Annotated in this window: 19 protein-coding genes and 1 riboswitch; of the genes, 4 read left to right on the forward strand and 15 right to left on the reverse strand. The window is 45.2% G+C overall.

Annotated features, from left to right (window positions below; translation table 11 throughout):
- Positions 1-22: 22 nt before the first annotated feature.
- From rsmA to GC102_RS17770, 3 genes are all read right to left on the reverse strand, one after another.
- Positions 23-931 (reverse strand): 16S rRNA (adenine(1518)-N(6)/adenine(1519)-N(6))-dimethyltransferase RsmA, encoded by a 909-nt coding sequence (rsmA, locus tag GC102_RS17760; RefSeq protein ID WP_171690729.1) that lies wholly within the window; start codon positions 929-931, stop codon positions 23-25.
- Positions 932-1,606: 675 nt separating this feature from the next.
- On the reverse strand, positions 1,607-2,149 hold the full coding sequence (rnmV, locus tag GC102_RS17765) for a ribonuclease M5 (RefSeq protein WP_171690730.1): 543 nt from the start codon (positions 2,147-2,149) through the stop codon (positions 1,607-1,609).
- 210 nt (positions 2,150-2,359) lie between these two features.
- Entirely contained in the window at positions 2,360-3,499 is a 1,140-nt protein-coding gene (locus GC102_RS17770) for a resuscitation-promoting factor (RefSeq protein WP_312883309.1), read from the reverse strand.
- Positions 3,500-3,792: 293 nt separating this feature from the next.
- Positions 3,793-3,978: riboswitch (cyclic di-AMP (ydaO/yuaA leader) on the reverse strand.
- Positions 3,979-4,260: 282 nt separating this feature from the next.
- On the opposite strand from GC102_RS17770, the gene GC102_RS17775 reads away from it, so the two are divergent.
- Both GC102_RS17775 and GC102_RS17780 read left to right on the forward strand, forming a co-directional pair.
- Entirely contained in the window at positions 4,261-5,004 is a 744-nt protein-coding gene (locus tag GC102_RS17775) for an ABC transporter ATP-binding protein (protein WP_057303813.1), read from the forward strand.
- A complete protein-coding gene (locus GC102_RS17780; RefSeq protein WP_171690731.1) occupies positions 5,001-6,233 on the forward strand; it encodes an ABC transporter permease in 1,233 nt (410 codons plus the stop codon). Before GC102_RS17775 ends, GC102_RS17780 begins: the two co-directional genes overlap by 4 nt.
- Here GC102_RS17780 and GC102_RS17785 read toward each other — a convergent pair.
- A complete protein-coding gene (locus GC102_RS17785; protein WP_171690732.1) occupies positions 6,219-6,986 on the reverse strand; it encodes a TatD family hydrolase in 768 nt (255 codons plus the stop codon). The two genes, GC102_RS17780 and GC102_RS17785, sit on opposite strands and share 15 nt — an antisense overlap.
- Positions 6,987-7,034: 48 nt before the next feature.
- On the reverse strand, positions 7,035-8,312 hold the full coding sequence (locus tag GC102_RS17790) for an HD domain-containing protein (protein WP_171690733.1): 1,278 nt from the start codon (positions 8,310-8,312) through the stop codon (positions 7,035-7,037).
- Between the two features lie 369 nt (positions 8,313-8,681).
- Here GC102_RS17790 and GC102_RS17795 point away from each other — a divergent pair, with 369 nt between their 5' ends.
- Positions 8,682-8,936, forward strand: a complete 255-nt coding sequence (locus GC102_RS17795) for an AbrB/MazE/SpoVT family DNA-binding domain-containing protein (protein ID WP_028557356.1) — start codon at positions 8,682-8,684, stop codon at positions 8,934-8,936.
- Between the two features lie 170 nt (positions 8,937-9,106).
- On the opposite strand, the gene rsmI is transcribed toward GC102_RS17795, so the two are convergent.
- From rsmI to GC102_RS17845, 10 genes are all read right to left on the reverse strand, one after another.
- Positions 9,107-9,994 (reverse strand): 16S rRNA (cytidine(1402)-2'-O)-methyltransferase, encoded by an 888-nt coding sequence (gene rsmI, locus GC102_RS17800; protein ID WP_171690734.1) that lies wholly within the window; start codon positions 9,992-9,994, stop codon positions 9,107-9,109.
- A 96-nt stretch (positions 9,995-10,090) separates the two neighbouring features.
- Positions 10,091-10,852, reverse strand: coding sequence for a tRNA1(Val) (adenine(37)-N6)-methyltransferase (locus GC102_RS17805; RefSeq protein ID WP_171690735.1), 762 nt, complete (start codon positions 10,850-10,852; stop codon positions 10,091-10,093).
- Positions 10,853-10,933: 81 nt separating this feature from the next.
- Positions 10,934-11,275 (reverse strand): DNA replication initiation control protein YabA, encoded by a 342-nt coding sequence (yabA, locus tag GC102_RS17810; RefSeq protein WP_029198494.1) that lies wholly within the window; start codon positions 11,273-11,275, stop codon positions 10,934-10,936.
- Positions 11,276-11,334: 59 nt separating this feature from the next.
- Positions 11,335-12,138: a PSP1 domain-containing protein gene (locus GC102_RS17815; protein WP_171690736.1), complete on the reverse strand. Its 804-nt coding sequence runs from the start codon at positions 12,136-12,138 to the stop codon at positions 11,335-11,337.
- A 1-nt stretch (position 12,139) separates the two neighbouring features.
- On the reverse strand, positions 12,140-13,117 hold the full coding sequence (holB, locus tag GC102_RS17820) for a DNA polymerase III subunit delta' (RefSeq protein ID WP_171649142.1): 978 nt from the start codon (positions 13,115-13,117) through the stop codon (positions 12,140-12,142).
- 111 nt (positions 13,118-13,228) lie between these two features.
- Positions 13,229-13,675, reverse strand: a complete 447-nt coding sequence (locus tag GC102_RS17825) for a YaaR family protein (protein WP_029198491.1) — start codon at positions 13,673-13,675, stop codon at positions 13,229-13,231.
- Between the two features lie 33 nt (positions 13,676-13,708).
- The gene (gene darA / locus GC102_RS17830) at positions 13,709-14,038 is read right to left on the reverse strand and encodes a cyclic di-AMP receptor DarA (protein WP_029198490.1); all 330 of its coding nucleotides are present in this window, start codon (positions 14,036-14,038) and stop codon (positions 13,709-13,711) included.
- 46 nt (positions 14,039-14,084) lie between these two features.
- A complete protein-coding gene (tmk, locus tag GC102_RS17835) occupies positions 14,085-14,744 on the reverse strand; it encodes a dTMP kinase (RefSeq protein WP_171690737.1) in 660 nt (219 codons plus the stop codon).
- Between the two features lie 40 nt (positions 14,745-14,784).
- The gene (locus GC102_RS17840) at positions 14,785-16,290 is read right to left on the reverse strand and encodes an aminotransferase class I/II-fold pyridoxal phosphate-dependent enzyme (RefSeq protein WP_246320972.1); all 1,506 of its coding nucleotides are present in this window, start codon (positions 16,288-16,290) and stop codon (positions 14,785-14,787) included.
- 104 nt (positions 16,291-16,394) lie between these two features.
- Positions 16,395-16,595, reverse strand: coding sequence for a sigma factor G inhibitor Gin (locus GC102_RS17845; protein ID WP_171690738.1), 201 nt, complete (start codon positions 16,593-16,595; stop codon positions 16,395-16,397).
- Between the two features lie 135 nt (positions 16,596-16,730).
- Here GC102_RS17845 and GC102_RS17850 point away from each other — a divergent pair, with 135 nt between their 5' ends.
- Positions 16,731-17,258 (forward strand): hypothetical protein, encoded by a 528-nt coding sequence (locus tag GC102_RS17850; RefSeq protein WP_171690739.1) that lies wholly within the window; start codon positions 16,731-16,733, stop codon positions 17,256-17,258.
- Positions 17,259-17,452: the final 194 nt, after the last annotated feature.

A 17,452-nucleotide genomic window follows, 5' to 3' on the forward strand; every position in this document is an offset into this window, starting at 1 on the left:
GGGACTAGGCATTTGGTGCGGGTTATTTGCAGCCGTGCGCGCGAAGAGCCGACGACAAGCGCGCGAACTCTTCCATACTGAGCGTTTCGCCGCGACGCGAAGGCTCTATGTTAATGCCGAGCAGCAGAGCTTCCAGCTCAGGCTTATTTTCTTTGGTGAAGAACCGCGCAGCTAGGTTATTGTAAAGGGTTTTGCGCCGCTGGACGAAGGACGCTTGGACAACAGCGAAGAAGAAGTCCACGTCCGCCACCTCGACCGGCGGGGTTTTGCGCACACGCAGCCGGATCACGGCGGAGTCGACGTTCGGCTGCGGCACGAAGACGGTGCGTGGCACGATCGTGACAAGCTCCGGCTCGCAGTGGAACTGCACGGCAATGCTGAGGCTGCCGTAATCTTTGGTGCCCGGGCGAGCCGCCATGCGGTCGGCCACCTCTTTTTGAATCATCACGACGATATTCTCCAAGGGAAGCTTCTCTTCGAGAAGCTTCATGATGATCGGCGTCGTGATGTAGTAAGGCAGGTTGGCGACGACACTGACGCCGTCCATGCCCTCGAAGTGCTGCCGAAACAATTCCGGCAGGTCAGTCTTCAAAATGTCCCCGTGGACAACGGTAGCATGGGGATAAGGCTCTAGCGTCTCATCCAGGATGGGCAGCAGACGCTGATCGATCTCGACGGCCAAGACGCGGCCAGCGAGCTTGGCCAGCTGCTGTGTGAGCGCCCCAATGCCGGGGCCGATCTCAAGCGCAGCCTTGTTCGGCCCTAGCTCAGCAGCCATGACAATCTTGCTCAGGATATTTTGGTCAATTAGAAAGTTTTGACCCAAGCTCTTTTTGAGCACCAAACCATTTCTCTTAATAATTTGTTTCGTTTTACTCGGTGTAGCTACGTCATCTGCTGTTACAATCACTTCATTGTTGGGTATATTCATTATATAGACCTCTTTATCTATAGGTTCTGGATTTCACATATTTTTCTACAAGGCATCTTCTGCTTTGAACCCGCCGCTTCTCACCCTTCGTTGTTGCACAATGGAGACTGTCGATTGATTCATTATGCTTCCTCACAACTGGTATTCAAAACGCTAACATTCAATTTTAAAGTCATTCAGCTTTCGTAAGGGCAAATGGGTTATAGTCGTTACCAATGTTGTATTTTTTACAACAATTCACACGTCCAAACGCTGTTTCGCAACTTGAAGTTGCAGTTTCTACAACATTTTGAGCCCGTTTGTTGCGAAATGGCCAATATAGGACTAAATTGTTGTACATTATGCAACAACGAAGGGAAAAAGGCGAGATTTAGGCAGCAATTGTTGCACTTTCTGCAACATCATTCAAGCGGGAATAAGGATTCATTCATCCAGCAACCTCAATTTAGCATAGGTGCATAATAAAACATGAATCAACGATCTCGAAAGTGCAACAATTGGTGCTCAAATCCCGTCTCTATTACTATAATGTTGCATTTGGTACAACACTTGAGACCTCATACAGAGTATTTCCACAAATAGGCCAGAAATGTTGTACAAACTACAACTTCATCATACAAAATAGTCATTTAGGATGCGAATTTTTGTAAAATTATAACATTAGTCACATCCATTCTACTTATCAGCTTTCAAATGCTCCAAAGCCGCCTCAAATTCCTCACGCGAGATTTGAAACATCGCACAGCGCTTGTAAAACTGCTTGCCATTGCAATAGCCAATTCCCAAAGCCTTACCCACAATCAGCCGGCGAGAAGCCGCCTCAGTATGAACAATCAACCCTGCGGCCATGAGATCCTCCATGGTCAGCTGTGAAACCGCACCATCATATTCTGTGCGAAGGCTCTGAAGTGCCTGACGGATCGTCTCAGGCGTCGCATTCTCGACGCCAATATCACCCTTGTACTCAGCCTGCTCCTGTGTAATGAAAGCATGCTTGCAGCCAGGCACCTTGGCCGCTACAATCTTCCGAATCCGTTCACCTGCGTGATCCGGATCCGTGAATATAATAACGCCTCTGCGCTGCTGTGCAAGCGCAATACGCTTTAGTACGGCTTGTCCGATCGCAGAGCCGCCTGTTTCAATCGTATCCGCCTCTACCGCTCGGCGAATAGCAGCTGTATCGTCTTTGCCTTCGACGACAATCACTTCTTTTATCATAAGCGGTTCCCTTCCCAGTACCAAGGATAAACGACTCCGTCGACCTTCAGGGACGAACGCGTTTGTCAAGGTTGATGCGGAGCTAGAGTATAGAACTTATACTTTCATATTCAACGCAGAAAAAGAAGAGGGGTCCCCTCTTCTTTCGCCCAGGTTGTTACCTGGCAACGTATATATGACATTCTTCCCGCTGAAACAGACGTTTACACGTTAATTTTCAGACGGCTTTTTTGGTCCTACCACATACACGGTGTACCCTTGCTTCGTTCCGAATTTATTGGCATAACCATGATCTTCAAAGTAGACATCAATCATTTGACCTTTCACACCGCTGCCAATATCTTCAGCACGGCGGAAGCCAATGCCCTCAATGTAAACCCACCATCCGAGCGGGATAACTTTGGGATCAACCGCTATCGTTCTGCCTTCTGATACGGTAGTCCCTGTATAGGTTTTACCAAAACCAGGAGTTCCTTCGGATTTACCTGTAGATGCCACGTCTGCCGAATAAGCAGTTAACTTCACATTCTTCAGGATTTGTTTGTACCCAAATGTTACACCATTCTTCGAAACCTCATCCACACTAGGTGATGAAGCCGAGAGAACAACAACAGGATTTTTCGTGCCCACGGACACGACTTTATTAATACTTTCTGTTTGTACTTCTTCACCCACAACTGCTTCCGCTACTAAAACACCATCTTCGAAAGTCTTTTCTTTCTTCTTCAAGAGTACGCCCTCTTTACCTTCTTGGACGACTTGCTCTTTGCCTTTGAGCAGCGATGCGTCGCTTTTCTTTTCCGTATCGAACGCAATCGTCTCAGTTACTTCCTCCGTCTCTTTCTTCACACGAACGATTTTGATTTCATCGCCTGAGCTCAGAGCGGCTGTCGGTTCGGGAGTTAAACGATCGTGCTCCCCAAGTGCAATATGTAAACGTTGCAATGCACTTTCAACCGTTCTTGCAGTTGTGTAAACAGTGGTGGTCTTTCCATCAGCAGTCAATTGAATCGGTGAGGCATGTTCGATGACAATTTTGTCTCCACCCTTGATTGTTGTCGTTGGCGCAGTAGAAATTTCATCGTGTTCACCAATCTTTATGGCTTGTTCATCCAGTAGGCGTTGCAGGACCCATTGCTTCGTATGCACAACGGTTTCTTTTCCATTCACAACCACGGATACGCTCTTGGTAGCCGTACCGTACAACAACACCAAAAACATGAAAGTCATTGCGATTGAAATTATGGCTAGACTTAAAATCAAACGCAAGTTTTCATGCTTCCATCGCAATGCGAAGGACATGCTGGATGATCGTTTTACATGGGTCTCGCTAATAGAGATACTGCCCACTTCTTCGGTCCTCCTTCAAAGCCTCGCCGCCAGGTTACAGCATGATTAGATTTGACGCGACTAAGGTTTTTTAGTTTAACTTAACGTGTTCGCCATCAGCAGTACGGTACTATACCGCTGCCTTCTGGTCGTCCCACACCAGTTTGCCTATTCAACATTCATATGAATTCCGGGCAATTTTTAGTCGTCCGAAATGTGTATAGCCCTTTATGAAGACAAAAAGCCAGCAAGAAGAGGACTCTTCTCGCTGGCTTAGTTTGTATAGTAAAATACACAAATAGCACGCACGACAATCGTTACCTCTCTTACGCTTACGAGGTTAGCTGACGGATTCGGACGTGAGAGTCGCCCTACTAAGAGCATACAAAGTATACTCAAAGATTCACCCCTGTTACTCACTCTGTTCACTCAAGAAGCATGCTTCTTCAGCTTACAGTGGTTCCCCCGTTCCCATAAATGGAACTCAGCGAATGGAAAAATGGCAAATTGGTTATTAAGTTATTATGAAAAGTATATTACGCTGTTAATCTTAACCTGTAAAGGGATTGACACCTACTAAAAAGGGCTAAATCAACTAAAATTCGCTTAAACACACAATTAAATAGCCCTATTTCTACTTATATCTCATTTTTACGTACGTATACTAACTATTTTCAACTTTTCACCCCTAAACTAGGCTTAAATTACAAATTTGTTTATAATGATCGTATAGGAAAGTGATTCATAAATACCAATAATTTGCTAATCAGGGAGGCAATGAGATGGGCTCCATTCTACAAGTTGACTCTTTATATGGGGGATATTTACCAAAAAAACCTGTTCTTCATGACCTAACCTTTTCTATCCGTCAAGGTGAAATGATGGGTCTGATCGGACTTAATGGTGCAGGTAAAAGTACAACAATCAAAAACATTCTCGGCCTTCTCCAACCGCAAAAAGGATCGATTCGAATCAACGGACTAACTTTAGCTGAAAATCCTTTGTCCTATCGCGCAACCTACGCTTATGTACCCGAAAGTCCTGAGCTCTACGAAGAGCTTACGATCCGCGAACACCTCGAGCTCACCGCTATGGCCTACGGATTGTCGAAAGACGACTATTTGGCTCGATCTAGCTCTCTTTTGGAGCAGTTTCAAATGAAGGACAAGCTGAACAGCTTCGCCAGTCATTTATCCAAAGGGATGAAACAGAAAGTCATGATTATGAATGCATTCCTGATCGAACCCTCGTTATATATTATCGATGAACCCTTTCTCGGCCTCGACCCTTTAGCGATCCGTTCCTTACTCGAACTAATGGTCAAAATGAAACATAAAGGGGCATCATTCCTCATCTCATCGCATATTTTGTCAACCATTGAAAAATATTGCGATAACTACGTTGTCCTTCATCGAGGTCGAATGGTTGCTCAGGGTGATTTAGTCGAATTACGCGGGCAAACCGAACTCCCGGGAGCGTCACTAGACGACATTTTCTATAAGCTCGTACAAGGGGATTCGTTATGAGAAATATGGACATCAACACCCGTACCTTATGGCAGCAAAGATTCGAGCATTATATGAAGGAATCCATGGGCTATTGGCAATACGCAGCGCGTAGTAATTTCCTCGGTCTCGTGTTATTTCTTGTCATCATTTCTTCCTATTATTATGCAAAAATACTACAGCGTCTTCCGACAGATTATCCCTATCTGTGGATCGTGCTTTTGCTGCTCGTTCCGCTTCTATCTTCAAGCCCCATCCGTACATTGGTAAGGAAAGCAGACCGCATGTTTTTGTTACGGATCGAACATCAAATGGGCGCTTATTTTCGAAGTGGATTCATGTACAGTTTGACACTGCAAGCTTTCTGGACATTTATCGCCTGGGTGATTTTATGGCCGCTTTACCATCACTGTCTTGGCGCTTCAGAGCAGCATTTCTTACTGATGCTTGCATTACTTCTTCTATTAAAGATAGCTAATTTACTAGCGAGCTGGCAGGAAAGCCGCTTTGCTCATGAGCGCACCAGATTAGCTTCAGTTAGCTTTCGCTGGATGGCAACAACCGCTCTCGTTTCGCTGCAATTTCTAACTAGTATTTTATGGGCAAGTTGCGCTGCGCTGCTTCTCATTTTCGTGTGGTTAGCAGCCGTTCATTTCGTATCTAAATACGTCATCGGTTGGGACTACTTGATCACCAAGGAAAATCAGCAGCAAGCTCGACTTTATGCCTTTTTCAGCTGGTTCGTCGATGTGCCTCAGATGGGAACGCGAATAGCCCGCCGAAGTTGGATCAGCGGGCTGACACGGTTCATTCCTTTTAGACAAGATGCTGCCTATTTGTACCTATATATGAAGACATTGCTGCGTACAGAGCTGTTCGCGATCGTACTGCGTCTCACCTTGTTAGGGGTACTAGCTATAGCCGTTTCAAGCAGCGGTACTGCAAGGAGTTTAATCTTCATGATTTCTCTTCTGATTTCCCTTGTTCAGTTATCGTCGCTCGAGCGCGCTCATCGCTATACGTTCTGGCTGGAGATGTACCCACTCGATCAGAATTCGAAAGCTGGTTCGCTGTCCTTTATCATTTGGTCTGTCTTGCTTCTAGAGCTATGTATCTTGACGATTCCTCTTATGCTTCGCTCTTCACCAATCTATCTACTCGTTCCACTCATCAGTCTCATCTTCATTTCTTTCAGCTGCGGTATTGTGCTTCGCCGCAAGTTCGAGAAAAATGCTTTACTTGAGACCTAACAATCGAATGGCATTGTTTGTTGTTATTTCCGCAATCTCTTCCAAGGTCATACCCCGAATTTCCGCGGCTGTCTCAGCTATCAAGCGAACATAGCCGGTTTCATTACGCTTGCCGCGGAAAGGATGCGGGGTCAGATAGGGAGCATCGGTCTCAATTAACAAACGATCTAATGGAACTTGAGCTAGCACTTCCTTCGGTTGCCTAGCATTCTTAAACGTAACTGGACCTCCAAAAGAAATATGGAAATTCATATCCAGACATAGCTTTGCCGTCTCCCAGCTTCCTGAGAAGCAATGCATGATCCCCCCCACTTCCTCGGCCTTCTCTTCTTTTAAAATGTGCAAAATATCTTGATGAGCATCTCGATTATGGATGACAATGGGCATCCCCAATTTACGCGCTAGACGAATTTGCTCCCGAAATACCCGCTGCTGTACATCCTTCGGCGACTTATCCCAGTAGTAATCCAGTCCAATTTCTCCGATGGCGACAACTTTCTCATGCTTGCACAACTCTTCAATCCATTCTAAGTCACCAGGTATCATATCAATAGCATCAACAGGATGCCACCCTACTGTAGAATAGATAAAATCGTACCTCTCAGCGAGGGCAATGGAGCTGGGTATGGTCTCCCGGTTGAAGCCTACATTGACTATTCTTGTCACTCCAGCATCTAGCGCCCGCTGAATCACTTCATCTTGATCTTCATTAAATTGTTCGGCATTTAAATGTGTGTGTGAATCCGTTAGCATCTTTGTTCTCCCTTAAGTTGAAATATTCTGCTGCACTTATTTTTCTAGCTAATCTTGCTCACCAAGCAGTGCCCATAAATCGGGATAATTGGTTGCGTTCAAACGTTCCAACAGCTCCTCCGGATAATAAACATGATGCTTACCCATTTGGAATCCACTGATGGACTGAACAATCTCAGATCGATGCGTAATTTCCGTTAAAGTCTCCTTATGATCCAGCAGGAAAATAGGCAAATTGTCATCCGTTTCCCCTGGTCTATACACGTCATAGGATTGATTCGATGGAAAATCAATTTCCATGTAATAGGTAGGGTCGAATCCGACCTCAGCCATCACTTTTTCCATCAGCTTAATCTGACGTTGATTAGATTCATCAAAGGTGCTGTATTTGTACAACTTACGATCCAAAAACCGTTTACACATATCGCCTAAAATAGGATCTTTCTCATTACTCCAGAAAGTTAGCATCGTCTGCATAACAGACTCATCCAATAATAAATAATCTTCGAGCGAAATTTTATTCTGAATCAGATGTAAAATGGGTTCCACCATAAATCCAAACGTATAGTCTTCTTCGTATAAATGTTTGGCACGCGCAAAAACTTTGTGCAGCAAAATTTCCGCACTTCGTGTCACAGGATGGAAATATACCTGCCAGTACATTTGATAACGAGACATTAAATAATCTTCTACGGCGTGCATGCCGCTTTCCTTGACAACAATATGCCCTTTATAGGGCCTAATAACACGAAGAATTCGCTCTAGATCGAACGTGCCGTAATTTACACCAGTGAAATAGGCATCGCGCAATAAATAGTCCATGCGATCTGCATCCAACTGACTGGACACAAGACTAACCACAATTTCTTCATTATACGATTTACAAATAACGCCAGCCACTTTTTTGGGAAAATCAGGTGATACTCTGCTGAGGACTTTATTCACATCGGTATCTCCAAGGACAATCCTGCATGACCAGTCTTCATGTTTCGTTCCGAAAGCTTTTTCAATGGAATGCGAGAAGGGCCCGTGGCCCAGATCATGGAGCAATGCCGCACAAAGGCAGAGCAGACGTTCCTCTTGAGGCCAATCCTCATAGTGATTTCGTTCGAATTGTGAAATAATTTTCCGAGTGATTTCGTACACACCGAGTGAATGAGAGAATCTACTATGCTCAGCACCGTGAAAAGTTAAATATGAGGTGCCTAATTGCCTTATGCGGCGTAGTCTCTGAAACTCTCGCGTATTAATTAAATCCCAAATCGTATTGTCTTGCACGTAAATATATTTATGAACCGGATCTTTAAAAACCTTCTCTTCTTTCATCCATTCACAACCTCTCTTTAGCAAATTTAAATAATTTCGACAATCCCTCTCGTTACTTCGACATAGTTGTCGTAATTTGTCGAATTACATATTCCAATTTCTCTGTCTTACTAGGCTAGCCTTTATCTTCGTAATTTTGAGCTTTTTATGGAGGCCACACGTAATATATTCCTTACATACCCTTATTCTACTTGGTTTTTCTCATATTTTAAACAGAAACACTATTTAAAAATTTTTTGAATTATAAACTTAAACAGGCGAAAATATGGTTGACTATTTTGGGAATCGTTGGTATCATAAGGCAAGAAGATATGTCGAAACATGACGATATTGATAAATTTTTGATAAAATCGAAAGGGGTTTATATATATGATGAAATCTACGGGAATTGTAAGAAAAGTTGACGAATTGGGTCGCGTTGTTATTCCAATCGAGTTGCGCCGCACGTTGGGAATTGGTGAGAAAGACGCTTTGGAGATTTATGTAGACGGCGAGCGCATCATGTTGAAAAAATATGAGCCTGCTTGTATCTTCTGTGGTAATGCGGAAAACGTATCTTACTTCAAAGGAAAAATTGTTTGTCATATTTGTTTAGCAGAAATGCCAACACCTGTGACAAAATAAGAAAAGTAGTATATAATAGAAGTAGCACTTATCCTATTGGTAATTCTAACCTTTTTCATATCTCCTCTAATCTCTAATTTGCTGGCTTCGGCCACGGATTAGAGATCTTTTTTTGTCTGGAGAACGATATAGCGGAGAGTGCGGCGGGAACGCTGCACTTCCCGCGCGTCTTAGCGCTCGAGTAGTGCATTGTAGACATCGCGCTTGGAAAGCCCACGATCGCTCGCGACCAGCTTCAGTGCATCTTTGCGATCGCTCCCGCTTTGCTCGTAGTGCTCAACATGCTCGCCGAGCGATAGCGGCTCCCACCAGCCGTCAGCGGCTTCCTTGGCCTCAGCTGCCGATGCGCCTTCGGCGATCACGCAGTACTCGCCCTGCGGCGGGTACTGCTCTAAATGCGCGAGGCACTCTGCGATCGTGCCCCGTAGAAACTCCTCGTACCGCTTCGTCAGCTCGCGGGCGAGACACACACGGCGCTTCGCCCCCCACACTTCCGCCATGCGGGTAAGTGTTTTTTCTACGCGGTGCGGCGATTCATAGAACAGCAGCGTATCCTGCGTATGCTGCAGCCCTTCAAGCACCTTCGTCTGATCCTTTTTCTCCCGGGGGAGAAAACCGACGAAGGCGAAACGCTCTGTCGGCAAGCCTGATGCAATCAGCGCCGACAGGGCCGCATTCGCGCCGGGGATAGGCACCACCGGCACGCTCTGCTCTACGGCCATCCTCACCAGGTCATAACCTGGATCGGAGATGGCCGGCAGCCCTGCATCGCTGACCAGCGCGATGCTCTGCCCTTCAAGCAGCAAGCGGACGAGTTCGGGTCCGCTTGCTTGCTTGTTGTGTTCGTGATAGCTGACGAGTCGCGTAGCGACCTCGAAGTGCGTCAGCAGTTTGCGTGTTTGCCGCGTGTCCTCAGCGGCAATCATGCTCACTTCCTTCAGGGTGCGAATCGCACGGAAGGTCATATCTTCTAGGTTGCCTATCGGTGTGGCAACCAGGTAAAGCGTACCAACGCCGCTTCCATCCTCGCGATAGCTCTTTTGCACATTCAAACTCACTGTTATTTCCCTCTTCACTTTTTTATGATTATTCTTACGAAGTTACGATAATTACGCTACGAAGCCAGTTTTCTTATGCTTACAAAGCCAGTTTTCTTACGAAAACTCTAAGGAGCTTTTGCCCCCGTAGTAAATTTCTTTCAGCTCTTTACAGTACTCTTGATTGTCATCATAAACAATAAGCGGCGGTAAGGTACGGATCTCTGGCTTTCCATCCTTCATTCCCTCGATCAACACCATCATTGCTTCTTCCCCAGCACGTGCGTGTACATAGCGAATGCGCTTCGGTTCAAGACGATACTGCCTCATTAAGCAGCAGATATCGATTAAACGCGTAGCCCGGTGGACCATCGCCACTTTACCGCCAGCCTTCACCAGCTTTGCGCTTGCCGCAATGACATCTTCCAAGTTGCAATATATTTCATGACGTGCCGCAGCGAAATGCTCATTGGCGTTCTGCTCACCGTTAGGCACTGGTAGATAAGGAGGGTTCACCGTTACGACATCAAATTGGCCATGACCTAAGGTTTCATGAATCGTTTTCAGATCCCCTTGGAGCATATGAAGCCGCTCTTCTAACCCATTAATCTCTGCATTGCGAACCGCCATATCCGCGAGCCGTTCTTGAATTTCAACGCCCCAAATCTCAGCGCGTGTTCGCGTCGTTAAGAGCAAGGGAACAACCCCATTGCCAGTACATAAATCAATCATGCGCCCCTTGGGAGCCACACTGCAAAACCGGCCAAGCAGGACGGCATCTAGTGAAAAGCTGAACACTTCATCACTCTGAATAATTTTCAAATCATACGTCAATAAATCATCAATTCGTTCGGTAGGTCGTAACTGTACTTGCTTCATACGTATTCTCCGTCATTTCCTTTCTGGTCTGCTCATTATGGAAAAAAACCGTAAGGCATACACCCCTACGGTCAAAATCACTTATTTATTTAAAAAGGATAAGCAAAACAAACAATCTCCCTCGGTCCGAAGGTGTCCATAATACACATTACAAATATGGAAACCTTCATTATACAAGCGAGTCAAATTATCATAACCTGCTCCAGGTAACGGAAGTGGTTCCTCCGCCTCTCCTACTGGCTGCTCGACAATTGTTTCCTCTTGTCTGATCAGTTTGCGGAGCTGCTGATTTTCTATGCTTAATCTCTTATTTTCTTCGATGAGGTTAATAATTTGTTTCTTTAAGGCACCCAACTCGGCATAAGTGGCACCCATTCGTTCTTCGATCCCATCTATTTGTCCAAAAATATCTTGTTTATCCACGCTTTCACCTCTAGTGCCATGCATGCTTACTGGCCAGCGCCTCCTTGGATACTTTGCCTCTACTCTTGTTCAACTACATCATCGAAAGGTAAATCAAGTGCTTTACCAAGGTCAAACAATTGAACCTTTGCTGTACGTTCTTTGATATTCAATCCAAGTACTTTACCATTCCCAAAAGAAGTGATTACTTGTCTACCTACAGTTGGCAGTGAATCCTTCGCACTCTCGTAGTTATCATGTTCATATTTCAAGCAGCACATTAACCGTCCGCATAATCCCGAAATCTTAGTTGGGTTAAGCGACAAGTTCTGGTCTTTCGCCATCTTAATGGATACGGGTTCAAAATCACCTAAGAACGAGGAACAGCATAGAATTCGCCCACACGGACCTATACCTCCAAGCATCTTCGCTTCATCCCGTACGCCAATTTGACGCAGTTCGATTCTGGTCCGGAAAATACTCGCCAAATCCTTCACGAGCTCGCGGAAATCAACGCGTCCTTCAGCCGTAAAATAAAAAATAATTTTATTACGATCAAAGGTATACTCTACGTCTACGAGCTTCATCTTAAGACTATGGTCTTTAATTTTCTCGTGACAGGTTTGGAACGCATCTTTGGCTGCTTTCTTATTTTCTTCAACCAAATCAGCATCCGAGTCATCCGCAATGCGAATCACCTTTTTGAGAGGAAGAACAACGTCACTTTCTTTGACATTCTTTTTTCCAACAACTACTTTGCCGTATTCAACTCCGCGAGCGGTTTCAACAATAACGGCACTTTCTTTCTCAATTGGCAAATCAATCGGATCAAAATAATATATTTTACCCGCTTTCTTAAAGCGGACGCCAACTACCGAATACATCTTACACCCCCTGCATCTCCACGAGCATTTTCTCTATAACCAGCTGAGAATTGGCGTTGAAACGCAGTCGTTTTTGTAAATCTACGGCTTGCTCCATCATACGCACCCATACTGAGACATCCCGGCTGAACGCGAGGGAGCTCATCCAGTCCAGCTGATCATTATAAACAAGCTTATCTCTGCGCTCTAGGCGCAACTGCACCATATCTTTAAACCAGAGAATCAACAAGTCGAAAAGACTCGACATATGATCCGCTAGCTCCGTTTTCACAATCCGTTGCTGCACCGTAATCATGGAAGTAGGGAAACGTGTGAGCGTCTCCTTAGCTAATTGTAACACTACGGTTCTCATTTCTGCAAACCAATTCGCAGCAATTAAATCCCTTGCTGCTTGCAATCCTGCCGTTAAATGTGCGGCGGGCTGTACTAGCGATGCGGGATGACCCTCTTGCAAAAGCGTCAAGACCATTTGCTCACGCGGCATTGGCGTGAAATTAATCCACTGCGCCCTCGATTGAATCGTTGGCAGCAGGGCATTGCCGTTCTCTGTAATGAGAATCGCGACCACACGTGAGGTCGGCTCTTCTAGAAACTTCAACAGGCTATTAGCAGCCTGTACCGTCATTTTATCTGCATGATATAGGATATAAATTTTGGTTCCGGAGGCTGTAGCGCGGTAAGCAAACTCTTTTTGCAGCTCACGAATCTGCTCGATCTTAATCGAAGCCCCATCTGGCATAACTATGTGTAGATCCGGATGATTACGATGCTCGACCTTACGGCATTCCAAACATTCACCACATGCCTCATCGGTCCCGTGCTGGCAGTAGATAGCTTTAGCCAAAGCTATGGCCATCTCCGAGCGTCCAGTTCCTACTGGCCCACTAAAAATATAGGCGTGAGACAGCTTGTCTTGCCGCAGCCCGTTCTGCAGAAGCTGCTTAGCCGCTGCTTGCCCCGGTATGGCTTGAAAGGACATTAGAAATACGCTCCATCCCGAGGATAAACAGCTACACTGTCCTTCCAGGACGAGTGCGTTTACCCAGAAATATAAACATCATATAGCGTGAAACATCTATTTTCTTATATGTTAAAATAACAAATTAATCAGCATCCCTCGGATTTCTCCGATTTTATGCAAAATTTCGATTCGACCCTGCTCATTTTCTAGCAATTCATCTGCTAATGAAAGCAGCTCTAGATCGATTTCTTCCAAAAGCTTATATCGTTTCGAACGGCCGCGACGATCCCAACCCTTCGTATCTCTTAAATTGACACCACGGCGAGCGGTTTCCTCTAAAAACTGCTTAATCAGCAGCTTGTATTGAAGAAGTTCTCTCACCGTCATTGCCCGCGACAGCCGATCGCCCTGCAGCGTAATTTGCTGCACCATTTTGGATAATTGCTCCTGCGTAAATTTCTCATCCTGCTGCTGCATAATGTCAGAGAAATTCCGGGGGGCCATCTGTGGCGGCGGGACGTTCTCATTCACTTTGACGTTCTTACCGATAGGCTGCCACCCCGGATTAATTTTCAAGACGCATCCATCCTTGTGTATGTCTGATTGAACCTAGTAATGCTCGAAGCGTTCTACTGGCAATACGAAAACCGCGGCTCCACCCACTTGAACTTCCACAGGAAATGGAATATAGGAATCCGTCGTTCCTCCCATTGGAGAAACCGGAGTAACAAGCTGTTCCCGAATTTTGCAATTGGTGCGTATGACCTGCATGACCTCTTGCACCCTCTCATCTTCCGTACCAATCATAAAAGTCGTGTTTCCCGCACGTAAAAATCCACCGGTACTTGCCAGCTTCGTGGCGCGAAACCCTTCTTTAATTAAAGCATTAGAGAGACGGTTACTGTCCTTATCTTGTACAACGGCTACGACTAGTTTCATCGGTGATTCCTCCTTTTTATTATAAACTAAGAATGGATTTTTTGCTTTAGCCGGAAATATGTTCCTCAAGCAAACGATTACAATCCATCCATATTTCTTTTGCAATCTCCTCTTCGTTACGGTTTGCATTAACAACTCGTACCCGTTCAGGATGATCTGCTGCAATCTGATGGAAACCTTCCCGTACTCGGCTATGATAATCTACATTTTTCTGTTCAATGCGATCCAACTGCTGAGCATTCTCGCCCGTACCCGATGCTCTATGGTGAAGTCTCGCCAAGCTTACTTCCACTGGCACATCTAAGATGTATGTTCGGGTTGCCTGTAGTCCTGAACTGGCATAACGCGAGATGGCTTTTACCATATCTACATCAACGCCAAGTCCGTATGCCTGATAAGCAACACTTGCATCAATGAAGCGATCGCATAGTACAACTCGGCCAGCTGCGAGTGCCGGAAGAATTAACTGATGTACATGCTGTGCTCTAGACGCTGCGTAAAGCAAAACTTCCGCTTGATCCACCATCTCCTTATTCACAGGGTCAAGAATAATACTGCGGATTTGATCACTGATTGCCGTTCCGCCCGGTTCTCTCGTAACGAGGATATCATGTCCTTGTTTCTTAAGCTCCTCAGCCAATTTCTTAAGCTGTGTTGTTTTCCCAGCGCCGTCCGGCCCTTCAAACGTTATAAATATTCCGTTCACGCTTCCTCCTGCATGCTGCTTTACCAGATCATATAATGGTTTATGTGTATATCTTTAGCTTTTGTGTCTGTCCAAATTCGGTTCCTTGAAACTTGATTCCGTTTGCGACCAATTGCAACAAGGCTTCGGCCACGGAAGCCGAGATGATTTCGCCAGGGTATAAATAGGGAATTCCCGGTGGATAAGGGATTACCATATCCGCAGAACGCTTCCCGACCGCCCCCTGAACACTAACCTGACTAAACGCCCCCTCTGCTCGTGATACTTTGGAGATATCTCTCATATCAAAAGCAACTGGAGAAGAGATTGGTGTATAGTAGGGTAATTTAAGTATATTCGAGATAGGCGCTTGAAGTTCCTTCTTTTGTATGGGAACGTCCAAACAAATGTTAGTTAATGCTTCGATAACTCTTAACATATCCGCTCTGGTGGAAGCTGGAGTGAAAACAAGAAGCACATGACGCCCGTCCGTCATTTCGACAAAGCACCCTTGAGCCTCTAGCTTTTCTTTGAGCTCGGTGCCAGATAACGTATTCGTCGCATCATAGATGGCCATTTTAAATGGATCCGCAGTTTGAACCACTTGACTCTGATTCCCCGGAAGCTCTATTGGGTGATAAGCGAATGCGGTAAGCCCATCAAGCAGGGACCTGAACTCTTTAACCACTGTAAGTCCCTGTTCTAGCCAGTCCCAGCCTTCCGTATGCATCCTCTTTCTCGCCAAATCTAGTGACGCCATTATTGGATAAGAGGGACTTGAGCTCTGCAGCATAGCAAGCAACTGTTGGATAGCCCTTCGGTCTATTCGCGGCCCCTGGACATGCAGCATAGCCCCCATGGTCATTGCGGTTAGCATCTTGTGCGTGGATTGTACCACCGCATCAGCTCCTTGCGATAACGCGGAAGCTGGCACCTCATGATGAAATCCATAGTGTGCACCGTGTGCTTCATCCACCAGCAGCAGCTTCCCATGTGCATGCATCAATTCCGCAAAAGGCTTGAGATTAACACCCATACCGTAGTAATTCGGGTTTGTTAGAAAAAGCCCCTTAGCCTCTGGGTACAGCACTAGTGCTTGCTTTACATCTTCGATATTTAGACTTGTGGCCACACCAGTTTCCGGATGAATACCAGGAGCAATGAACACTGCCTTGGCACCGGCTAGCATAAGCCCATGAATGACCGATTTATGTACATTCCTCTGCACAAGAATAATATCATCTTTTTCACATGCGGCTGAAATCAGGGCCAAATTTCCCACCGTACTCCCACCTATCAGAAAATACGTTTCCTCAGCTCCAAAGCAATCCGCCGCTAGCCGCTCGGCCTCATTTATGACACCCTCTGCGTGGTGTAAATCATCTAGACCCGTAATTTCTGTATAATCAATAGCCATCACTGTCTTTAAGAAGCTTGTCCCTTCATCTAACAAGCCTTGTCCGGATTTATGACCAGGTACATGGAAACTTGCAGGGTTCTTATCATGATGCGCGACCATTGCTTCAAAAAGCGGCGCACGTGACTGTTTTGAATGTTGGCTGGTCAAGTTGACACGACTCCTTGAGCTCCGTGAGCTTTCTATTTTATACCCTTATAGTAGTGGATTGACGCTAAAAAAACAAAAAAAGCTTCCATAAGAAGCTTCTCCCATTAATTCATATATTGTTTCGAATTGCCTATATAAAATGCTTTCTTCATCTGCCTCACAAAAAACGGATATTTCTGATCATTTACATTCGTTTTGACCATTTCACTGCTGCACCCATCGCAGATAAAGGCCCTAATAATATGAATTCCGCCAACCCGCTGCTGCTCGCAAATCATGCATACCCCTATTCGGTTCTCCTCCATATGATCACCCCACGATCTTTTACTATTAGTATATCCGAATCGCAATTCTCCTAAACTAGCTAAACACTCATATTTTGGAAGGCATGTGCCGATATAGTCTTATATCAGGTTAACCGCCTTGCGGAGGTCATCAGTATGTCAACTAAACAGGAACCAAATCTCTCCAAACAATCTACCATTTATAGCTATACTCTAATGAAGCGAATATATCACTCCTTGTATAAAATAATTGTTTATTTTATGCTGCTGATACTAGCGGTCTTTTACAAATTTGACCCTTCGAACTGGCTGCCGCTCTTAGTCAGCTATCCGCTTCTTCTTATCTTTCATTCATTGCTCATCCGGATCTATTTCCAGTTTACAATTGGAATGGCCATGAGGGGCTGGTCTTACCGTTGGGGGGTCTTTTGGTGTGGATTCTTGCCAGAAGGAAATGCCTCCATACGACTGGTATCCAGAATACAGCTTACTTTATTTTGGATTGGCCTTGCTATGATTACACTTCTCTATCCCTGGATACCCGACAAATGGTTAATCCATCTCACAATTTTTCACTTCTGGATGCTCATGCCACGTCTGTGGATGCTTTTCCGGTTTCGCCCGTACCGTAAAGCTGGACTGATAAAGATTACAGATAAGGACACGTCCTGCTACATGCAGTAGCTATGTCTTGAAATACAATAAGAGCCCGAAGGGGCTCTTATTTGTTATAAATAATGAATTGATGGCGGAATAGCAGTCTTTAGGAGCTTTTATAATTGTTAGAACATATGAGTTATTAGTATTGCCCACCACATCATCTATTTGTACAAATAGAAAAAGAACCTTACTCGGATTTCTCCTTGTAAGGTTCTTTT

Origin of the sequence: Paenibacillus germinis (genome assembly GCF_013141785.1) — a bacterium.
Taxonomy (GTDB): domain Bacteria; phylum Bacillota; class Bacilli; order Paenibacillales; family NBRC-103111; genus Paenibacillus_E; species Paenibacillus_E phytorum.